13 protein-coding genes are annotated in these 17,870 nt (G+C 59.9%); 10 read left to right on the top strand and 3 right to left on the bottom strand.

Annotated elements, in window-relative coordinates:
- Window positions 1-435 precede the first annotated feature (435 nt).
- The gene (kbl, locus tag VLU25_07615; GenBank protein ID HSR67793.1) at window positions 436-1,629 is read left to right on the top strand and encodes a glycine C-acetyltransferase; all 1,194 of its coding nucleotides are present in this window, start codon (window positions 436-438) and stop codon (window positions 1,627-1,629) included.
- On the opposite strand, the gene VLU25_07610 is transcribed toward kbl, so the two are convergent.
- Entirely contained in the window at window positions 1,589-2,158 is a 570-nt protein-coding gene (locus VLU25_07610) for a VanZ family protein (protein HSR67792.1), read from the bottom strand. The two genes, kbl and VLU25_07610, sit on opposite strands and share 41 nt — an antisense overlap.
- Window positions 2,159-2,277: 119 nt before the next feature.
- Here VLU25_07610 and VLU25_07605 point away from each other — a divergent pair, with 119 nt between their 5' ends.
- Window positions 2,278-2,898, top strand: a complete 621-nt coding sequence (locus VLU25_07605; GenBank protein HSR67791.1) for a class I SAM-dependent methyltransferase — start codon at window positions 2,278-2,280, stop codon at window positions 2,896-2,898.
- A 167-nt stretch (window positions 2,899-3,065) separates the two neighbouring features.
- Here VLU25_07605 and pheT read toward each other — a convergent pair whose 3' ends face one another.
- Window positions 3,066-4,856 carry a phenylalanine--tRNA ligase subunit beta gene (gene pheT / locus VLU25_07600; GenBank protein HSR67790.1) on the bottom strand — a complete coding sequence of 597 codons (1,791 nt, stop codon included), beginning with the start codon at window positions 4,854-4,856 and terminating at the stop codon, window positions 3,066-3,068.
- The gene (locus VLU25_07595) at window positions 4,847-6,403 is read right to left on the bottom strand and encodes a phenylalanine--tRNA ligase subunit alpha (GenBank protein ID HSR67789.1); all 1,557 of its coding nucleotides are present in this window, start codon (window positions 6,401-6,403) and stop codon (window positions 4,847-4,849) included. The genes pheT and VLU25_07595 overlap by 10 nt, the downstream gene beginning before the upstream one ends.
- 206 nt (window positions 6,404-6,609) lie before the next feature.
- Here VLU25_07595 and VLU25_07590 point away from each other — a divergent pair, with 206 nt between their 5' ends.
- The 8 genes from VLU25_07590 (at window position 6,610) to asnB (ending at window position 17,855) form a co-directional block, all read left to right on the top strand.
- Window positions 6,610-7,635 (top strand): NAD-dependent epimerase, encoded by a 1,026-nt coding sequence (locus VLU25_07590; protein ID HSR67788.1) that lies wholly within the window; start codon window positions 6,610-6,612, stop codon window positions 7,633-7,635.
- Window positions 7,636-7,713: 78 nt separating this feature from the next.
- On the top strand, window positions 7,714-9,432 hold the full coding sequence (locus VLU25_07585; GenBank protein ID HSR67787.1) for a bifunctional sulfate adenylyltransferase/adenylylsulfate kinase: 1,719 nt from the start codon (window positions 7,714-7,716) through the stop codon (window positions 9,430-9,432).
- Entirely contained in the window at window positions 9,432-10,490 is a 1,059-nt protein-coding gene (locus VLU25_07580) for a GDP-mannose 4,6-dehydratase (protein ID HSR67786.1), read from the top strand. Before VLU25_07585 ends, VLU25_07580 begins: the two co-directional genes overlap by 1 nt.
- 9 nt (window positions 10,491-10,499) lie before the next feature.
- Window positions 10,500-11,582, top strand: coding sequence for a UDP-N-acetylglucosamine 2-epimerase (non-hydrolyzing) (gene wecB, locus VLU25_07575; protein HSR67785.1), 1,083 nt, complete (start codon window positions 10,500-10,502; stop codon window positions 11,580-11,582).
- Window positions 11,583-12,013: 431 nt separating this feature from the next.
- A complete protein-coding gene (locus VLU25_07570; GenBank protein HSR67784.1) occupies window positions 12,014-13,369 on the top strand; it encodes a polysaccharide biosynthesis C-terminal domain-containing protein in 1,356 nt (451 codons plus the stop codon).
- Between the two features lie 2 nt (window positions 13,370-13,371).
- The gene (locus tag VLU25_07565) at window positions 13,372-14,103 is read left to right on the top strand and encodes a class I SAM-dependent methyltransferase (protein HSR67783.1); all 732 of its coding nucleotides are present in this window, start codon (window positions 13,372-13,374) and stop codon (window positions 14,101-14,103) included.
- Between the two features lie 180 nt (window positions 14,104-14,283).
- Window positions 14,284-15,771, top strand: a complete 1,488-nt coding sequence (locus VLU25_07560) for a hypothetical protein (GenBank protein ID HSR67782.1) — start codon at window positions 14,284-14,286, stop codon at window positions 15,769-15,771.
- A 59-nt stretch (window positions 15,772-15,830) separates the two neighbouring features.
- Window positions 15,831-17,855, top strand: coding sequence for an asparagine synthase (glutamine-hydrolyzing) (asnB, locus tag VLU25_07555; protein ID HSR67781.1), 2,025 nt, complete (start codon window positions 15,831-15,833; stop codon window positions 17,853-17,855).
- Window positions 17,856-17,870 lie beyond the last annotated feature (15 nt).

Raw genomic sequence — 17,870 nt, 5'->3', positions numbered from 1 at the left:
CGGCGATACCCGCCATTGTTCCCGCCAGCCGCTGAGCTGATTGCTGTGCGACTCCCTCCGCTAATTGTCTCCGCTAGTGCAGTGCGTCAGACGTTTGAGCCACCCTGTCGCGTTATTCCACGCTTTCAGCGTTCAGACTTTTGCCGTCTGAAACCCAGGGTGGCGCCGCCGTCTCGCTGGCGCTCGCCGCGGCTGACCCTGGGCTGGCGAATCGCTCGCCTTCAGCGAGCCCGGACTTGACTTCTAACTCAGTCGCCGGGGCCGGCGAATCGCTCGCCTTCAGCCAGCCCGGACTTGACTTCTAACACAGTCGCCGGGCCGGCGAATCTGTCCCTTTCAGGCACAAAAAAACGGCGGCCCTGGCGCAGAACTTATGACCGGCAGCACTAGTGGCCCTGGCTTTGCGCCTCTTTGCCATCTCGCTATACTGCAAGCATGTACGATGTAAAAGTCAAGACGCTGCTGCAAGGAGAACTCGACTCCATCCGCGAAAGCGGACTCTACAAAGAGGAACGCATCATCACTTCGGCGCAAGGGGCCCGTGTCGAAACCAAGCAAGGGCCGGCCGTCAACCTCTGCGCCAATAACTACCTGGGACTGGCCAACCATCCCGAGGTCGTCGAGGCGGCCCAGGACGCGCTGGACAGCCACGGTTTCGGCATGTCGTCGGTGCGCTTCATATGCGGCACTCAGGACCTGCACAAAGAGCTGGAAGCCAGGATTTCGGACTTCCTGGGTACTGAAGACACCATCCTCTACCCTTCCTGCTTCGACGCCAACGGGGGACTCTTCGAGGTCCTGTTGGGACCCGAGGACTGCGTTATTTCAGACGCCCTCAATCACGCCAGCATCATCGACGGCGTCCGCCTCTGCAAGGCTCAGCGGCGCATCTACAAGCACGCCGACATGGACGATCTGCGCGGGCAGTTGGAGGAGGCTCAGGGCGCCCGCATCCGCCTCATCGCCAGCGACGGCGTCTTCAGCATGCACGGAGACCTGGCGCCCTTGCCGGAGATCTGCGATCTGGCTGAGGACTACGACGCCCTGGTCATGATCGACGAATGCCACGCCACCGGATTCTTGGGCGAAACCGGACGCGGCACTCCCGAACATTTCGGGCTGGAAGACCGCATCGATATCATCACCGGCACCCTGGGCAAAGCCCTGGGGGGGGCCTCGGGAGGATTCACCAGCGCGCGCCGCGAAATCGTCGGACTGCTGCGCCAGCGCTCGCGTCCCTATCTCTTCTCCAACACCGTGGCGCCCTCGGTGGCGGCCGGTTCATTAAAGGCCCTGGAGATCGTTGAAGAGGAACCCCGGCTGGTGCGCAGGCTGCAGGAGAACACCAGGTACTTCCGCGAACGCATGACCGAGGCGGGATTCGAGATTCAGCCCGGGATCCACCCCATCGTGCCCATCATGCTGGGGGATGAGAAGCGGACCGTGGAAATGGCCGGACGGCTGAACCGCCAAGGCATCTTCGTGGTGGGATTCTCCTATCCTGTGGTGCCCAAGGGCGAGGCCCGCATCCGCGTCCAGATCTCGGCCGCTCACTCGCGCGCCGACCTCGACCGCGCCATCGAGACCTTCACCGCCGTGGGCCGCGATCTCGCCGTGATCCGCCAGTGACAAGGCCCAGCAAGAAGAGAAAGGTAAGTGCCGCCACCAGGTTGAGGAAGATGTCGTAGCCATCGAAGCGGCGGGGCGGCAGGCTCTGATCCCAGTGAGGAATCCAACTCTGGAAGGCTTCGTCGGCCACGCTGACGGCCACAATCACAGCCACCACGCCAAAACGGAGCCTCAGACCGTCAAGCCGTGGCTGCAGAGCCCAGAAAACCAACAGGGTCAGCGGACCGTACTGCACGAAATGAAGCAGATTGGCTGGCACGTCGGTGTGGGCGAAGATCAAGACCAGCAGAAACCCCAGGATGGCCAAACCGGCCCAGGCCCGGATCCCCCGCGGTCTGGCCCACGCCAGGAAGCCGCAGGCCAGCAAACCGTAGAGCACGTAAACCCCACGTGAAACGGCCGCCGCGTCTCCCATTTGGCGGAAAGCCCACATGTAGCCTGACAGCACCAGGTTCTGAGTGCCGAGCAGAAGCGCCACGTAAAGACCCACCGCAACCCACCGCCACCCGCTGTCCGTAGAAACCCTCACGCCGACAGCTTACCGAAAAAACTCTTCGGGCTTCGCCCTCGGCGGGACGATTTCCAGGAACTTTGGGGGAGGTTTTGCGTGGTAGGAAGCAACGGTCGGGGTTAGGGGATGAAGAAGTCATGAGACAACGTGTTGCCGCCGTGTGGACCCTGGTCTTCCTGGGCTTAACGGCCTGTGGACTGGCGCTTTTCGACAGCAAGGCCGAGACGGTCCACCGGCTGGCCGAGATCGCCGGACTGCAGGACGGCATGGTCATCGCCGACCTGGGAGCGGGAGACGGCGACTGGACCGTCGAGTTAGCCCGCATCGCGGGAAGACAGGGACGCATCCTGGCAACCGAAGTCGACGACGAGAAGCTGCAAGACCTGCGGCGCAAGGCCAAGCGCTTCGAGTTGGGCAATATCGAGGTCGTAGAAGGCGATCAGCAGCGCACGGGGCTCCACGCCGGATGCTGCGATTTCATTCACGTGCGCAACGTCTACCACCACTTCGAGAACCCCAAGGCCATGCTCACAGACCTGGGCCAGGCCCTCAAGCCGTCCGGACTGATCGGCATCATCGACTTCGACACCGACAACAACCTGTCCAGGGGAAATACCCCCAACTTTCGCAAGGCGCATGGAATCGAGCCCGAGACGGTCATCCAAGAAATGCGTTCGGCGGGATTTGAGTTGGTGGAGCGGGTCAACGATTGGCAAGGGCGGGGCGACCGCTTCCTGCTCCTCTTCAAGAGGCCCTGAGCGTTCGCTGTTGGCGGTTGGTCATTGGAACTTGGAAATTGCCTGGCCGAGCGGCGCCGGCGCGGAGAAGATTTTAGGGATGAATGTGGTAACCGTGGTCGAGCTTCATCTCCTTCTCCGCGCCGGGGCCTCTCGGATCTCCGATCCCCCGAGCAGGGCTTACGGGCTCAGAACATACGGTGCAGGGTCACCTCCGCCAATCCCACCGGATACTCCAGATTGAAACGGTTGAGGATCTCGGGGTGTACCTCGCCCAGCAGGCCTTCAATCCCTTCCTCGGTGGTGAAGGAGGCCACGCGACCGGTCACGAAGGTGGGATGCTCCAGCGCCTGATAGCGTCCTTCCAGCCCCAGCTCGCGCAGCAGTGCGTCGACCACCGTGCGGACGGCGGCATAGCCGGCGTCGCGGCCGATCTCCACCAAGGCCAGACGGCGCTCCTCTGAGGTCCGCGTCAGGCCTTCTTCGTCCAGGCCCACCACGTTGTCGATCTCGAAGAGGCGCAGGGGCATGGGCCGGCGGCGGTTCTCGTAGAGGGCTTCCATGAGTCCGCTGAGCAGGTGGCTGCGCAGCACGTCATAGGCTTTCAGCTTGGGGTTGCTGACGCGGGCGAAGCGCTCGGGCACGGGCTGGCGCAGCTTGTCGTAGTGGCTGTCGGCGGTGGTGAGAGGCAGGCTCATGATCTCGCTGTAGCCCAGTCCGATCATCACCTGGCGGGCCCGTTCTCCGATGAGTTCCTCGGGACGCGGTTCCCCTACCGTCATGGAACGCACCAGGCGCGGCTCGATGTTGAGGTAGCCGTAGCCGATGGCGATGTCTTCCAGAAGGTCGACCATGTGGCGGATGTCGGTACGGTAGGCCGGATAGCTGACGAGAAAGCGCTGCTTGTCCTGGTCGACGGGCTCGATATCGAAGCGCATGCGGCGCATGGAAGCGATGAGGGAGTCGGCGTCCAGAGGCAACCCCAGCCAGCGGCGGGCTTCTTCCATCTCGACCTCGCGCCGGCCGGGCGTCAGGTCGGGGGAATTCCGCTCTTTTCCGTCTTCGATGACCTTGACGGATTCGATCTCGCCTCCCAGCTCGGCCAGCGAGCAGACCAGCGTGTCGAGCGCCTTGACGGCGGCCGACCGGCTGATGCCGGTGACGTCGATGAAGACCCGCTTGGTCCCCACCTTGAGGCGGGTCTCTTCGCTGTTGATGATGGGTGGCATGGAGAGCACCTGCCCTGTCTCGTCGCGCAGCACGGGATAGCGGTCGAGGTGGGAGAGCAGATGGGCGTAGCCGACGCCCTTGGGATGCTCTTGCAGGATCTGGCGTCCCGTCATGCTGCGACCGGGCGTGCCCAGAGGCACGAAAGAGTCCTGGTCGGGATCGAGCGTGGTGTAGGTGATGTCCCCTTGCAGCGTGTCCAAATCGTAGACGCCGATGGAGGCCAGCTTGCGGTCCCGTCCCACGCCCCAGTGCAGGTTCTCCTGCAGTTTCATGATGGCAACCAGACTGGTTTCGTCCACCTCGGGCAGGGTCATGACAGCGCACTGGATGTAGGGGCGCACCTCGGCCGTGGAAGGATCGACGCGCAGGGTCAGACCCGAATCGCGCAGGGGATAGTCGGGCAGTCCCGAGGAGATTTCCAGCGTCCCCTGCAGGGCGCGGGCCAGGCCTCCCACGTCGAAGAGGTCGGGACGGGCCGCCAAAAGGTCGAGGCGAATGACTTTCGAAGTCCCGGCCAGTTGGAAGGGCACTTCGCCCTCGAATCCGCAGAAGTTGCAGGCTTTGACGTCTTCCTGGCCCACGGGATTTTCCACCAGCGAAGCGCAGTTGGGGCAGCGGCTGCGGGCGATCTCGACGACTTCCTCCACGTCGCAGCCGATCTGCTCCAGCGATTCGCTCACCTTTTGGGGAGGAAAGGACTTTCCCAGAAGACGGTTGAGCCATTCCAGATCGATGTTGACTATCGGCATAGCGCCACCTCTTCAAGGGTATCGAGATTAGAGCGGTAGAGTTCGCGGATGTCGCTGAACCCGAAGCGAAGCATGGCCAGGCGCTCGATGCCGAGTCCCCAGGCCAGTACGGGATGCCTGCATCCGAGGGGCTCGGTCACCTCCGGACGGAAGATCCCGGAACCGCCCATCTCGAGCCATTTGCCTCGCGATTCCATGTAGACCACCACGTCGACGCTGGGCTCGGTGTAGGGATAGAAGGCGGGCTTGAAGCGGACTTTTCCGAAGCCCATCTTGTGGTAGAAGGCCTGCAGCGTTCCCAGCAGGGTGGCCAGGTTGGCTTCTTCGTCGATCACGATGCCGTCCACCTGGTGGAAGACGGGGAGATGCTTGTAGCTGATGGACTCATTGCGGAACGTCCAGCCCACGGCGAAAAACTTGCCCGGAGGTTGGGGATGGGCAGCCAAAGCGCGGATGGTGGAAGCCGTGGTGTGAGTGCGCAGCACCACCTGCCGGGAGCGCTCGGGATCCCACTTGTAGCCCCAACCCTCGGAACCCGTTTCCCACCCGTCCTCATGGGTGCGGCGCACGGGCTCGACGTACTTCTCTTCCGGCAAGTCGACCCTGTCGGGATGCTCCATGTAAAAAGTATCCTGCATGTCGCGGGCGGGATGGTCCTGGGGCTGAAAGAGAGCGTCGAAGTTCCAGAAGGCCGATTCCACCATGGGCGAGACCACCTCGCTGAAACCCATTTCCAGAAAGGCCCGCCGGGCCTCTTCCATGATCTTGCGCATGGGATGGATCTTGGCGGGGTAGACGGTCTCGGCGGGCAGCGTGACATCGTAGCGGCGCAGGGTGATGTCGCGCCAGGCGCCGGACGTGATGTCTTGAGGAGAAAGCGCGGTCTGCTCGCGCTTGACTTTGACCTTGCCCTCCTCCATGAGGCGGCGCCCCTGCTCGGTCAGCGAAAGCAGGCGCTGGGTGCGGTCCTTGATCTTGGCCAGTTCGTCGCGGTTGCCCAGCAGCTTCTCGACCCGCCCCCCATCGATGCCCTCGGCCTCCAGCTCGTCCAGATAGACGGCGCCGCCGGCCTCGATGGCATGAGCGAGGGCCTTCTCGTCGTGGTCCTTCTCTGCCAGGGCGGCCTGGCCTTGCCCGGTCAATTCCAAGGCTGATCCTTGATCGCCCTTGACTCGCCTCATCCAGCCCCGCATGGGACCGTACTTGAAGACTTCATTGGGAGGCAGCCCCTGCTGGTTGGCCCATTTGGCCAATTCTCCGTTAGGTACAGGCTGGCCGGCTTGCTGGAGGAACTCCAGAGCTTGCCGCTCGGGAAGTCCTTTGGCCAGGGCCGCGGAAGCCTCGGCGTCGGCCACCAGTTCGCGCCGCGGCCGTTCTTCCATCTGAAAGTACCCCTGCCCGGAGGCCTGGGCGGCGGCTGCGGTGATCTGCGACTGGTCCACTCCGGTGCGTTCTTCCAATTGGGCGATCATGAGGGGATCGTCGCTGTCGCGCAGTTCTTTCCAAACGGCGTAGGCGTTCTCATCCAGGATCAGCTCGTCATGCATTCAAGAGGAAGTACCAGAATGCGGGCGTTGAGGTCAAACGCTCCTCCGTCGCCAAGGCATGGAGGGCAGGCCCCTCAATCGAGGACCTTCGTGCCCTAGCGACAGGTTGCCAAGGCCCTTCCTCCATCTTCCTCCTTCTTGACCCGTTGTCTTGAGCTGGGCAAAATGGACGTTTTGCCACAAGGTGGACTTTAGAGCGGGCGACGATGTCCAAGCAGGAGAAACGGATACTGGTTACGGGGGCCGCGGGGTTTATCGGCTTTCATCTGACGCGGCGCCTGCTTCGTTCGGGCGAGGCGGTCGAGGGACTCGACCATTTCAGTCCTTACTACGATCCCGAGCTCAAGGAGGCGAGGCTTGAACGTCTGCTCCAGGAGCGTCCCGGCTTTGTTTGCCGCCGCATCGACCTGGCGGACCGTCGAGCCGCGGCCGAGGTCTTCGAGGACGGCTGCTACAGCCATGTCGTCCATCTGGCCGCCCAGCCTGGAGTCCGCTACTCGTTGCAGGAGCCTCACGCCTACCTGGAGAGCAACATCACGGGTTTTCTCAACGTCCTGGAAGGATGCAGGCGAATTCAGCCCCGACACCTGGTCTACGCCTCCTCCTCATCGGTCTACGGCGCCAACCGCAAGCTGCCCTTGGCGGAATCAGACCGCGTCGACCATCCCCTTTCCCTCTACGGCGCCACCAAGAAGTCCAACGAAATGATGGCTCATTGCTACGCCCATCTCTACCGCATTCCCGTCACCGGCCTGCGACTGTTCACGGTATACGGACCCTGGGGACGCCCCGACATGGCCTTCTTCAAATTCGTCCGAGCCATTCTCAAGGGAGAGGAAATCGAGGTTTACAACCAGGGTAAGATGGAGCGCGACTTCACTTACGTCGACGACATCGTGGAGGGAATGGTCAGAGTCCTGCAACGTCCGGCCCGGCCCCATCCGCAGTGGGACGCCGAAAATCCCCTTCCCGACGTCAGCGATGCTCCTTTCAGGACCTACAACATCGGCTGCGGACGAGCCCTGCCTCTGCTCGATTTCATCGCCGCGATCGAAGATGCGCTGGGAAAGAAGGCGCGAATCCGCTACCTGCCCATGCAGCCTGGAGACGTCCTCTCGACGGCGGCCGACGTTTCCAAGCTGGAAAAGGACTTCGGATACCGGCCCGACACCCGGGTGCGCCAAGGCATCGAAAAATTCGTTCAATGGTATCGGCGCTTTTACGGGGTGTAAGCCGAGCCGGTGGGGGCGTCTTGACCTCGTCCGCTGATTCATTCCACAATACGCCTTTCTTTTTTGGGACCGGAAATCATGACCAAGAGCGACTTGATTGCGCCTTTCGGCGGCCAACTGAGGGACTTGATGGTGCCCGAGGAGCGTCGCCAGGAACTCAAGGACCAGGCGGGACGCCTTCCGGCGATTCAGCTTTCAGACCGCTCCTTGTGCGACTTGGAACTGCTGGCCACCGGCGCCTTTTCCCCGCTCGACCGTTTTATGGGACGGGAGGATTTCCTCAGGGTGGTGGAGGAGATGCGCCTGGCCGACGGGACCCTCTTTCCCATCCCGCTCACCTTGCCGGTGGAGAGAAACGCCCCGGTGCGTCTGGACTCCCGCATCGCGCTGCGCGACAGCAAGAACGACCTGATCGCCGTCATGACGGTGGAGGCCGTCTACGAATGGGACCTTCCCCACACCGCCCGTCAGGTCTTGGGAACCACCGACCCCCATCATCCGCTGGTGGCCGAGATGCATCGCTGGGGCCCGCTTCATATCTCGGGCCCGCTGGACGTCATCAAGCTTCCCCGCCGTTATGACTTCCGCCCCCTCCGGCTGACGCCCCGGCAGTGCCGTGAGCGACTGGCCGCCAAGGGACGCGCCAATGTGGTGGCCTTCCAGACCCGCAACCCCCTTCACCGGGCCCACGAAGAGCTGACCAAGAGGGCCTCCGAACAACTCGATGCCACGCTGTTGCTGCATCCTGTCGTGGGCATGACGAAGACGGGCGACGTCGACCATTTCACCCGGGTACGCTCCTATAAAGCGCTGGCCGAGAACCACTATCGGGCCGACCGCATCCTGCTGGCTCTGCTGCCCTTGGCCATGCGCATGGCGGGACCGCGCGAGGCCCTCTGGCACGCCCTCATCCGGCGCAACTACGGCGCCAGCGCCATCATCATCGGAAGAGATCACGCCAGCCCGGGCCTGGATTCCCGCGGCAACCCCTACTACGGTCCCTACGACGCTCAAGAACTGGTGTCGGAGCACCAGCAGGAACTGGCAATGAAGATGGTGCCCTTTCGACAGATGGTCTACCTGCCGGCGGAAGGGCGCTACGAGGAAGCCCCCAAGGTGCCTCAGGAGGTGGAGACAGCCTCCATCTCAGGCACCCAGGTTCGTGAAGACTACCTGAGCCGGGGCCGGCGCCTGCCCGAGTGGTTCACGCGTCCTCAGGTGGCCGAGATCCTGGCCGAAACCTATCCGCCGCGCAACCGACAGGGCTTCTGCGTGTGGTTTACGGGACTGAGCGGTTCGGGCAAGTCGACCACGGCCGAAGTCCTCACCATCCTTCTGCTGGAAGCGGGACGCCAGGTCACGGTGCTGGACGGAGACGTGGTGCGCACTCATCTCTCCAAGGGCCTGGGATTCTCCCGCGAAGACCGCGACACCAACGTCCGCCGCATCGGCTTCGTGGCCTCTGAACTGGTGCGCCACGGCGGAGCCGTCATCTGCGCCGCCGTCAGCCCCTACCGTTCCACCCGCAACGAAGTGAGGGGCATGATGGGGCAAGACCAGTTCATCGAGGTCTTCGTCGACACTCCCCTGGAAGTGTGCGAAGCCCGCGACACCAAAGGCATGTACGCCCGCGCCCGCAAGGGGGAGATCCAGGGATTCACCGGCATCAACGACCCCTACGAAGACCCTGAGACGCCTGAAATCCGGCTTGACACCACTCAACACACCCCCGAAGAAAACGCCCGGCGAATCACCCAACTTCTGACCAGCCGCGGTTTTATTCCGGAGCACCTCTAATGCCCTCTCAAAGCACTGGCAAGCACTATCTCATCACCGGAGGAGCAGGCTTCATCGGCTCCCACCTGTGTGAGGCCCTGCTGGAGCGCGGCGACCAAGTCACCATCATCGACAACCTCTCCACGGGCCGTTTCGAGAACATCGAGCATTTGGTCGAGCAACACGGCAAGGGCCCCCAAAGCCGCTTCCGCTTCGCCATCGATACCATCCGCAACGAAACCGTCCTCGACCGCCTGGCCAGCCAATGCGACACGGTGATCCATCTGGCCGCCGCCGTGGGCGTGCGCCTGATCGTCGAGCAACCCGTCCATACCATCGAAACCAACATCATGGGCACCGAATCCGTTCTCAAGGTCGCCCAACGCTACCGCTGCAAAGTCCTGCTCGCCTCCACCTCCGAAGTCTACGGCAAGGGCAACAAGGTACCTTTCCGAGAAGATGACGATGTCGTGCTCGGTCCCACCACACGAAGCCGCTGGGCCTATGCGGCCTCCAAGATGGTCGACGAGTTTCTCACCCTGGCCTACCATCGCCAGAAAGGGCTTCCTGTCGTCATTCTCCGTTTCTTTAATACCGTGGGGCCGCGTCAGACAGGCCGCTACGGCATGGTCATACCACGCTTCATCGGCCAAGCCTTGGAGGGGAAGCCCCTGACCGTCTATGGTGACGGAACCCAGTCGCGCTGTTTCCTGCATGTCAAGGACGCGATCTCCGCAGTGCTAAGCTTGGAAGACTATCCCAAAGGGGTCGGTCGAATTTACAACGTTGGCTCGACTGAAGAGATCAGTATCGAACAGCTTGCTCGCCAGGTGCTCGTTGCCGTTAAGGCCGCGAGAGGGACTACGTCGAGCGAAATCGTGCATATCCCTTACGAAAAGGCCTTCCAGGCCGGCTTTGAGGATCTGCGTCGGCGCAAGCCCGATGTTGGCAAACTTGAGCAAGCTACGGGTTGGAAGGCGAAATATGGTTTGGAGGCCATCCTTGCTGAGACAGTCCGCAGTCTTTATACCGGCCCAGATCAGCGTTCGGACCCCCCTCAAGCGGATGAGGCCACCTAGGAGGGCGTTTTGATCACAGTCATGCACATCGTCGGTGCCAGACCGAACTTCATGAAGGCGGCTCCGGTACTCCGGGCGATGAGGGAAAAGGGCGGATTTAGCCAGACTTTGCTACACACGGGTCAACACTATGACCGCAACATGTCACAGGTCTTTTTTGAAGAGCTGGGTCTACCGCAGCCGGACATCAATCTGGAAGTGGGCTCTGATTCCCATGCCGTCCAAACGGCGAAGATTATGCAGCGATTCGAGCCGGTCGCAAAAGAACTCTCCCCGGACTGGGTGCTGGTCTACGGCGACGTCAACTCTACCCTGGCCTGCGCGCTAGTGTGCAGCAAGTTGCTGATTCGAGTGGGCCACGTGGAAGCAGGCCTGCGTTCCTATGACCGCAGCATGCCCGAGGAGATTAACCGGCTGCTCGTCGACCAGATTTCGGATGTCCTCTTCACTCCTTCGCGGGACGCGGGAGAAAATCTCTTAGGAGAAGGCGTCTCCGGAGCACGCATCCAATTCGTCGGCAACGTCATGATCGATACGCTGAAGCACCTGAAGCAGCGGGCCGAACAGCGCTGGGAGGGCCTTTGCAGGAGGCTCGGCCTCGGCCGCTACATACTGGTGACCTTGCATCGGCCGACCAACGTAGACCACCCTGATCGCCTCAAGGCGCTATTGAGGGCTCTCAATGAAGTCGCTGCCGATATCGAAGTTCTGTTGCCGATCCATCCGCGAACCCAAAGCCGGATCGATGAGTACGGCCTCAGCCCTTTGCTAAGTGCCGTCCGGCTGCTAGAACCTGTAGGATATCTCGACTTTCTGGCTCTGCAATCTCATGCCAGCCTGGTTGTAACCGATTCGGGCGGAATGCAGGAAGAGACGACCTTTCTGGGAGTTCCTTGCCTGACTGTCCGTCCCGGCACGGAACGGCCCGTGACCCTCGAACAGGGAACGAATCGGCTCTTCAACGCCCATCCCCACTTGCTGTCCGGGGAGATTAAGCATCGGCTGAGTGAACCTAGGATTGAAAGAAGGCCTCCCGAACTCTGGGACGGACGCTCCGCGATCCGCATTGCTGAGATCCTGGCTGAAGCATGATCGAGCAAGCGGAAGACGGAGCGGCGCGGGGCTTCATTTATTTCTGTTAATAATGAATGGTCTATATCTTCATGTCTAACCGTACACTTGAATTCAGGAATCGTTTCTTCCATAATGCGTTCTTCAGAAAACAGGAAATCAACAAGTCAATAGGCTGTTTCCCAACGTTCGACCTTGTTGATACGGTGAGGTCGCATGAGCCACAGTTGTAGGCGGGATCGCAGCTCTAAGTGACGGGGGGCGGAGCGCAACTTTTGAAACCGCGAGCCGAGGCACAGTCCCGCGGTTCCGTTCGGGAGTTCGCTTCATGCACGCTGATGCGAGTGATTACGTTCGAGCCGCCCAAAGCGCAGTCGGGCTTCCCTGCCAGGGAACACCAATCTGATTTGCAGGCCGATCCCTATCGTTTCTGAGCAGCTACAGCGCAAGCAATGTCTATTCAAGCTCTTCTGTCAGCCCGAATCCAAAAGACTGCGCACGGCCTCGGCATACGCTCCCATTTTGTTCAGGGATTCTTGGGCTTGATGCTGCTCAAAGGCGGGGCTACTTTTTTACTCTTTCTCCAGCAGATTCTCGTCGCTCGCCTGTCTGGAACGGAGTCTTATGGAAACTATGCTTTTGTGCTGGGATGGTTGACTCTTCTCGTTCTTTTGGGACCTCTTGGTTTCGACACAGCCGCTGTACGCTTCGTTTCAGTATATACTATTAAGAAGAACCTGGCAGGGCTGAAGGGGTTCTTCATCCGGGGCCTACAAATCGTCGCTTCGGCCTCCGCAGCCTGTGCGCTCTTGGTCATTCTGGTCAGCCGCTCTACTCTCTCAGACTCAAGCTTCGAACTGCGCACCACTTTCGCATGGGGTGCACTCTATCTGTTCGTCCTTGGGGCCGTACAGTTCGGAACGGCGATCCTGCAAGGCTTACAGCGTGTGCATCTTTCATTCATAATGAGAAGCCTTATCTTGCCTTTTCTCAGTATCGTCGGTGTCCTCCTCTTCATAGCGTTTTCAAGCCGGACCTCTCTGCTCTCTTATCATGTCGTCGCCATCGAGTTCATTGCTGGTGGGATCGTTTCCATCGTACTCTACAAAGTCATCTTCAAGCAGCTTCCCAGATCCCTCTTAGAACATGAAAAGGAGGTTGCCACGGGCGAGTGGCTGAGGACGGCGATGCCGATATGGGCGCATACCGGATTCAAACTGGGGATGGACAAGTCAGGAATTATATTGAGTGGAATACTCCTCGGAACAGTGTCGTCAGGTCTCTTTTCGGTTTCCGTGCAGGCGTCCAATCTGCTGGGCTTCGGATTATTCACGGTGAGTTCGCTAGCTGCACCTCGTATCGCCCGTCTTTTCGCAGAGGGAAAATCAGAGGAACTCCAGAGTCTCATCAAGCTGAGCACCAAAGTCGCTCTTGCCTTCGCCGTGGTGAGCGGGCTCACTCTCCTGGTTTTTGGGGAATTGCTGCTGGGTCTGTTCGGATCAGAGTTTCGAGCAGCATACATTCCGCTTTGCATTCTCATTTTCGGGCAGGTCTTGAACTCGTTTGCGGGCCCTGTTGGGTCGCTTCTCATTATGACCGGTAACGAGCGCCGCAGCGCCAAGGTTGGCATGTTGGCGTTCCTCGTCAACCTTCTCTTCATGCCCGTACTGATTCACCTCTTCGGTCTGCTGGGCGCTGCCTTGGCCACCACTTTTACCGCTGCGCTCTGGAACGGTCTTCTCATCCGCGACGTGCGGCGAGTGCTAAAACTCAACCCTACTCTGCTGAAGTCTTGGAGCGTAAGTTGATAATGAAGTGCCTTCGAACAGAATACTGGCGAAGTAAACTCTATCCCGAAAAGTGGACGCAAGATCCTGTGGCAGCCCTTGCCCGAGAGATCACTCCTTTTTTGGGCGCCAGCCGCAGAGTCTTGGATTTGGGAGCCGGACGAGGTCGCAGCGGGTTGCCGTTCTCATTTGAGGAAGACACGACCCTGTTCGGCATCGATCTTGACACGGGCCTCGGCTCGAATCCCTATCTGCATCACGCCGTGATCGCTGCCGCCGAAGAACTGCCTTTTTCCAACGAAAGCTTTCAACTGGTTATCGGCATCTATGTTTTTGAGCATTTCCAATACCCCCTTCATGTTTTGCGGGAGGTTCACCGAGTGCTTGCCCGGGGCGGACATTTTGTCTTCCTCACACCCAATCTCTTCCATTACGTGGGTCTGATTTCGCTTCTGACACCACTTTCCTTCCACAAGTGGATCAACAAGAAGCGCGGTCGTATCGAGAAGGACACCTTCCCTACTTACTATGGTTTCAACAGCCGGAGCAGAATGAAGAGAGTACTCGGTCAAACGGGCTTCGAGCCGGTCATGCTCCGTTCACTCGAAGTGCAGCCCAACTACCTGCTTTGGTCATTGCCTACATTTGTCGCAGGCGCCCTCTACGAGAGAATGGTCAGCCGATTCGAGATCTTGTCGCCGTTTAGGGCATGTATTCTCGGCATCCTGCGGAAAGTCGAAAGGAAAATCGTCTGACGGCAGGCATCTTCGGCTCGCAACGTCGCCCTTGAAAATCGCGGTCGGATCAGCCATAATGCGGTCTTCAATGGGAACGCCGCACTGAGAATGAGTCGAAGCCGATTCAAGCCATCCCAGTCTTTGCTGAGACAGTTGGCCGAAGACTCATCTTTCGAAGTATAACCAACGAACAGCCCTATGGCAGCCAAGTCCAAAAGCAACCGTCCGGATCCCATTGTGCAACAACCGCCCCAAGACCAGGAGTGGTTGGGCATGGTCGATATCGTCCGCTTCCTGCAGCGGCGAATCGGCTTGATCGCCGGGGGAGCGGTGGGCGTCGCCGTGCTGGCCCTGGTCGTGATCATGCTGCTGCCGAGACAATTCGAAGCGTCACTGACCTTGGTGGTGTCTCCCCCCACCTTCAGTTCCGAGTTGAGTCCACCCACCTTCTCGATTCAAGGATACAAGGCGCTGGTTGAGTCAGGAGCGGTGTTGGAGGAAACCACTGCCCGTTTGGTGAGCCGCGGCGTGCTGGGACCCGACCGGATACTCCGATTGGACGACGGTCTGAGCACTCATGTCTTCCTGTCGGCTCGCTCAGACCAGACTCCCTTGGCTCCCATGCTGCGCCTGAGCGCACGCACTGAGGATGCGGAAACGTCGGCACAGGTAGCCAACGCTTGGGCGGAGGTCTTTCTCGAACACACCCGTAGACTCTCCTTAGCATCCTTGGATCCCACAGTTGAAATTGTCGAAGGTCAGTTTCACGACTCCCGCAAATCGCTGGATGAACTTGAGAAGGAGCGGCTTCGGCTACTGAACGAATTCCAGGAGCGGCTCGACCAAACGGCTAAGGCTTGGGATGACCGAATCGCCGAGTTCCGGGCCAAGTCCGAGAACCTGATCGCGGAGTTCCGTAACCAGACACGGCGCATCTTCTCTGACGTCGGCTCCCGATATGGGATCGGATCGGACTCCTCCAAGTCTCCACAAAGCGACGGAGTTGAAGACCAGGAAACGGCCTTGAGGCTGCTGGCTCAGCTTCTGGTCCTGCGCCAGAAACTGGCTCAGACCCCAATGGTCTTCCGCCTGCGAAAGACGGTCAGCGATGACGTCCTGTGGCAGGCTTTGTCGGGTGCCTGGGGAGAAGAAACCGAGAACCGGCTCTTCTCCAAGAATCTGGTTGACGAGGAGGTCAACCCGATCCATACCGACTTGGCTATGAGGATTGTCCAACTCGAATCCCAAGTGAGGATGCTGAGAGAAACTCAGCAGAATGTCTATTGGGAGTTCGACCGAACCGTCGAGAAGCTGCAGCGGGAACGCAGCGTTGCACTTGGAATATTGCAAGAGGAACGCGAGATCGATTTGGCGGGACTAATTAGAGACCGTCGTCGGGCTCTTGACCGCATCCGCCGTGAGCACCTGTCCGAGTTGGCTCCGATGGAGCGGGAGATCGACCGGTTGAAGTCGCAGGTTCAGAAACTTTCGGGCACCTACAACGAAGTCCGTCTTGCCCAAGCGCGAGAGGATGTCCCGGACGTGAGACTTGCCATGCCGGCCGTTCCGCCGAGAAGCCCGAAACCGTTGGGCCTTGGCCTAAAGCTGCTCGTTGCCGTCCTATTGGGAGGAATGCTCGGGCTGGCTGTCGCCATCGTTCGCGAGATCAACGGCCAGTCGGAATAAGTTTTTCAGTCGCCCTGGAAGGCAACGCAGGCACGTTGCGAGAAAGCCGAGGGAGAATCATGTGCGGCATCACAGGATGGCTTTCCCTCACGGAAAGCCGCGAGGTTGACAGTGCCGTTCTGGAACGGATGAGAGACGTCATCCAACACCGTGGCCCGGATGGCTCCGGACTCTGGATTGCCCCGTCGGGCCGGGTGGGATTGGGATTCCGCAGGCTGGCCATCATCGACTTGTCCGATTCCGCCAATCAACCCATGCCCAATGAAGACGGCTCGATCCAAGTGGTCTTCAACGGGGAGATCTATAATCACCAATACCTGCGAAGAGAGCTGCTCTCGCACAACCATCGGTTCAGATCGGACCACTCGGATACCGAAACCATCGTTCACGGCTATGAGCAGTGGGGCGAGAAGGTCGTCGACCATCTGGAGGGCATGTTCGCCATCGGTGTCTGGGACGAAGCAGGTCAGAATCTGTTCCTGGCTCGTGACAGGATCGGGATAAAGCCGCTTTATATAACCTGGACGCCGTCGGCGTTTCTTTTCGCTTCCGAGATCAAGGCGCTTCTGGCCCATCCGGAAGTGCAGGCCGAAGTTGAACCTCTCGCCATCTATCATTATCTCTCCTTCCTCACTACTCCGGCTCCCTTGACCATGTTCCGAGGGATTTACAAGATTCCGGCTGGGTTCCACTGCACGGTGTCGGCCGACGGCTCCATGCAGGCAGAGCGCTACTGGGACGCCCTGCCGGGGGCCGGACCTGAGGCGGATGAGATGAAGACGTTGAGTCCGGCAGCCTTGCGGGACTTTGCGGTACGCCGTACCCGGCAACTTCTTGACCACTCGGTGAGGAAACGGATGATGTCGGATGTCCCCATTGGCGTCTTCCTCTCGGGGGGCATCGATTCTTCAGCCAACGCCGCCCTAATGACCAAACACCTGGGGCGACCGGTAAGAACCTTCACAGTGGGATTCTCCGACCATCAGGATATGAACGAGTTCGAGTATGCCCGCCACGTCGCCCATCTGTTAAATGCTGATCATCACGAGGTGATGGTAGACGAGAAGGCCATGCGGGAGTACCTTCCTCAGTTGGTCATTTCCCAAGACGAGCCGATCGCGGACTGGGTCTGCATTCCACTCTACTTCGTTTCCAAGCTAGTGCGTGATTCCGGCACCACTGTGGTGCAGGTGGGAGAGGGAGCCGACGAACAGTTCTGCGGCTACCTTCACTACTTGAAATATATGACGATGTACCGCAGATTCTGGAAACCCTACACCGGCACGGTTCCCGCCTTCGCCCGCAGGTTAGTCAGCTTGCTCGTCGAGCGGCTAATGGCCTGGCATCACAGGCACGACACCTACCTCGATCTCTTGGTGAGGGCCGGCTTCGAACGGGAGCCTTTTTGGAGCGGAGCCACGATTTTTCCCGAGTCCAGAAAGTCGCGGCTTTTGGATAAGAAAAGGCTCAGACCACTTGAAGCCCCTCAATTCCTGCAAGACTCAGGAATGTTGCCAGCAGCTTTTGCGGCAACCGACACCTTCGAAATCGTGCGGTCCTTCTTCGAGAGGCTCGATGCCGAGGCGCCCGGCCATGACATCCTGACCCGGATGGTCTATTCCGAGTTCAAGCTTCGGTTGCCGGAACTTCTCCTTATGCGCGTGGACAAGATCGGCATGTCGGTTTCCGTCGAACCCAGAGTGCCCTTCCTGGATCACCGCTTGGTGGAGTTCACCATGAACCTTCCTCAACAGGTCAAGGTCGCGGACGGTGTTTGCAAGTCCGTCCTTAAGGAGGCAATGCGTGGATTGATCCCAGATGCCATCATCGACCGGCCCAAGATGGGCTTTGGCGCCCCGATGGACCGCTGGATAAGGGGGAACTTCGGCAAGGCGATGGAAGCCGAATTGTCGGCTAGCCGATTCTTCGAGGCCTTTCCCGCCAACAGACGCGCGGTGCTTGATATGCTGGCTCGTCATCGCAACGGCAACGGTGATTTTACAGCCTACCTGTGGACGGTTTACAACGCAGTGGCCTGGTTCGATTCCTGGATTGAGGGGTCGCCCAAGTCGCTCGGTGCTTGATACTAGTCCCAGCTT

It is taken from the genome of Acidobacteriota bacterium (genome assembly GCA_035471785.1).
GTDB lineage: Bacteria > Acidobacteriota > UBA6911 > RPQK01 > DATIPO01 > JANQFM01.
Note: the sequence above shows the minus strand (reverse complement) of the source record. Positions and strands in the feature narration are given on the sequence as shown.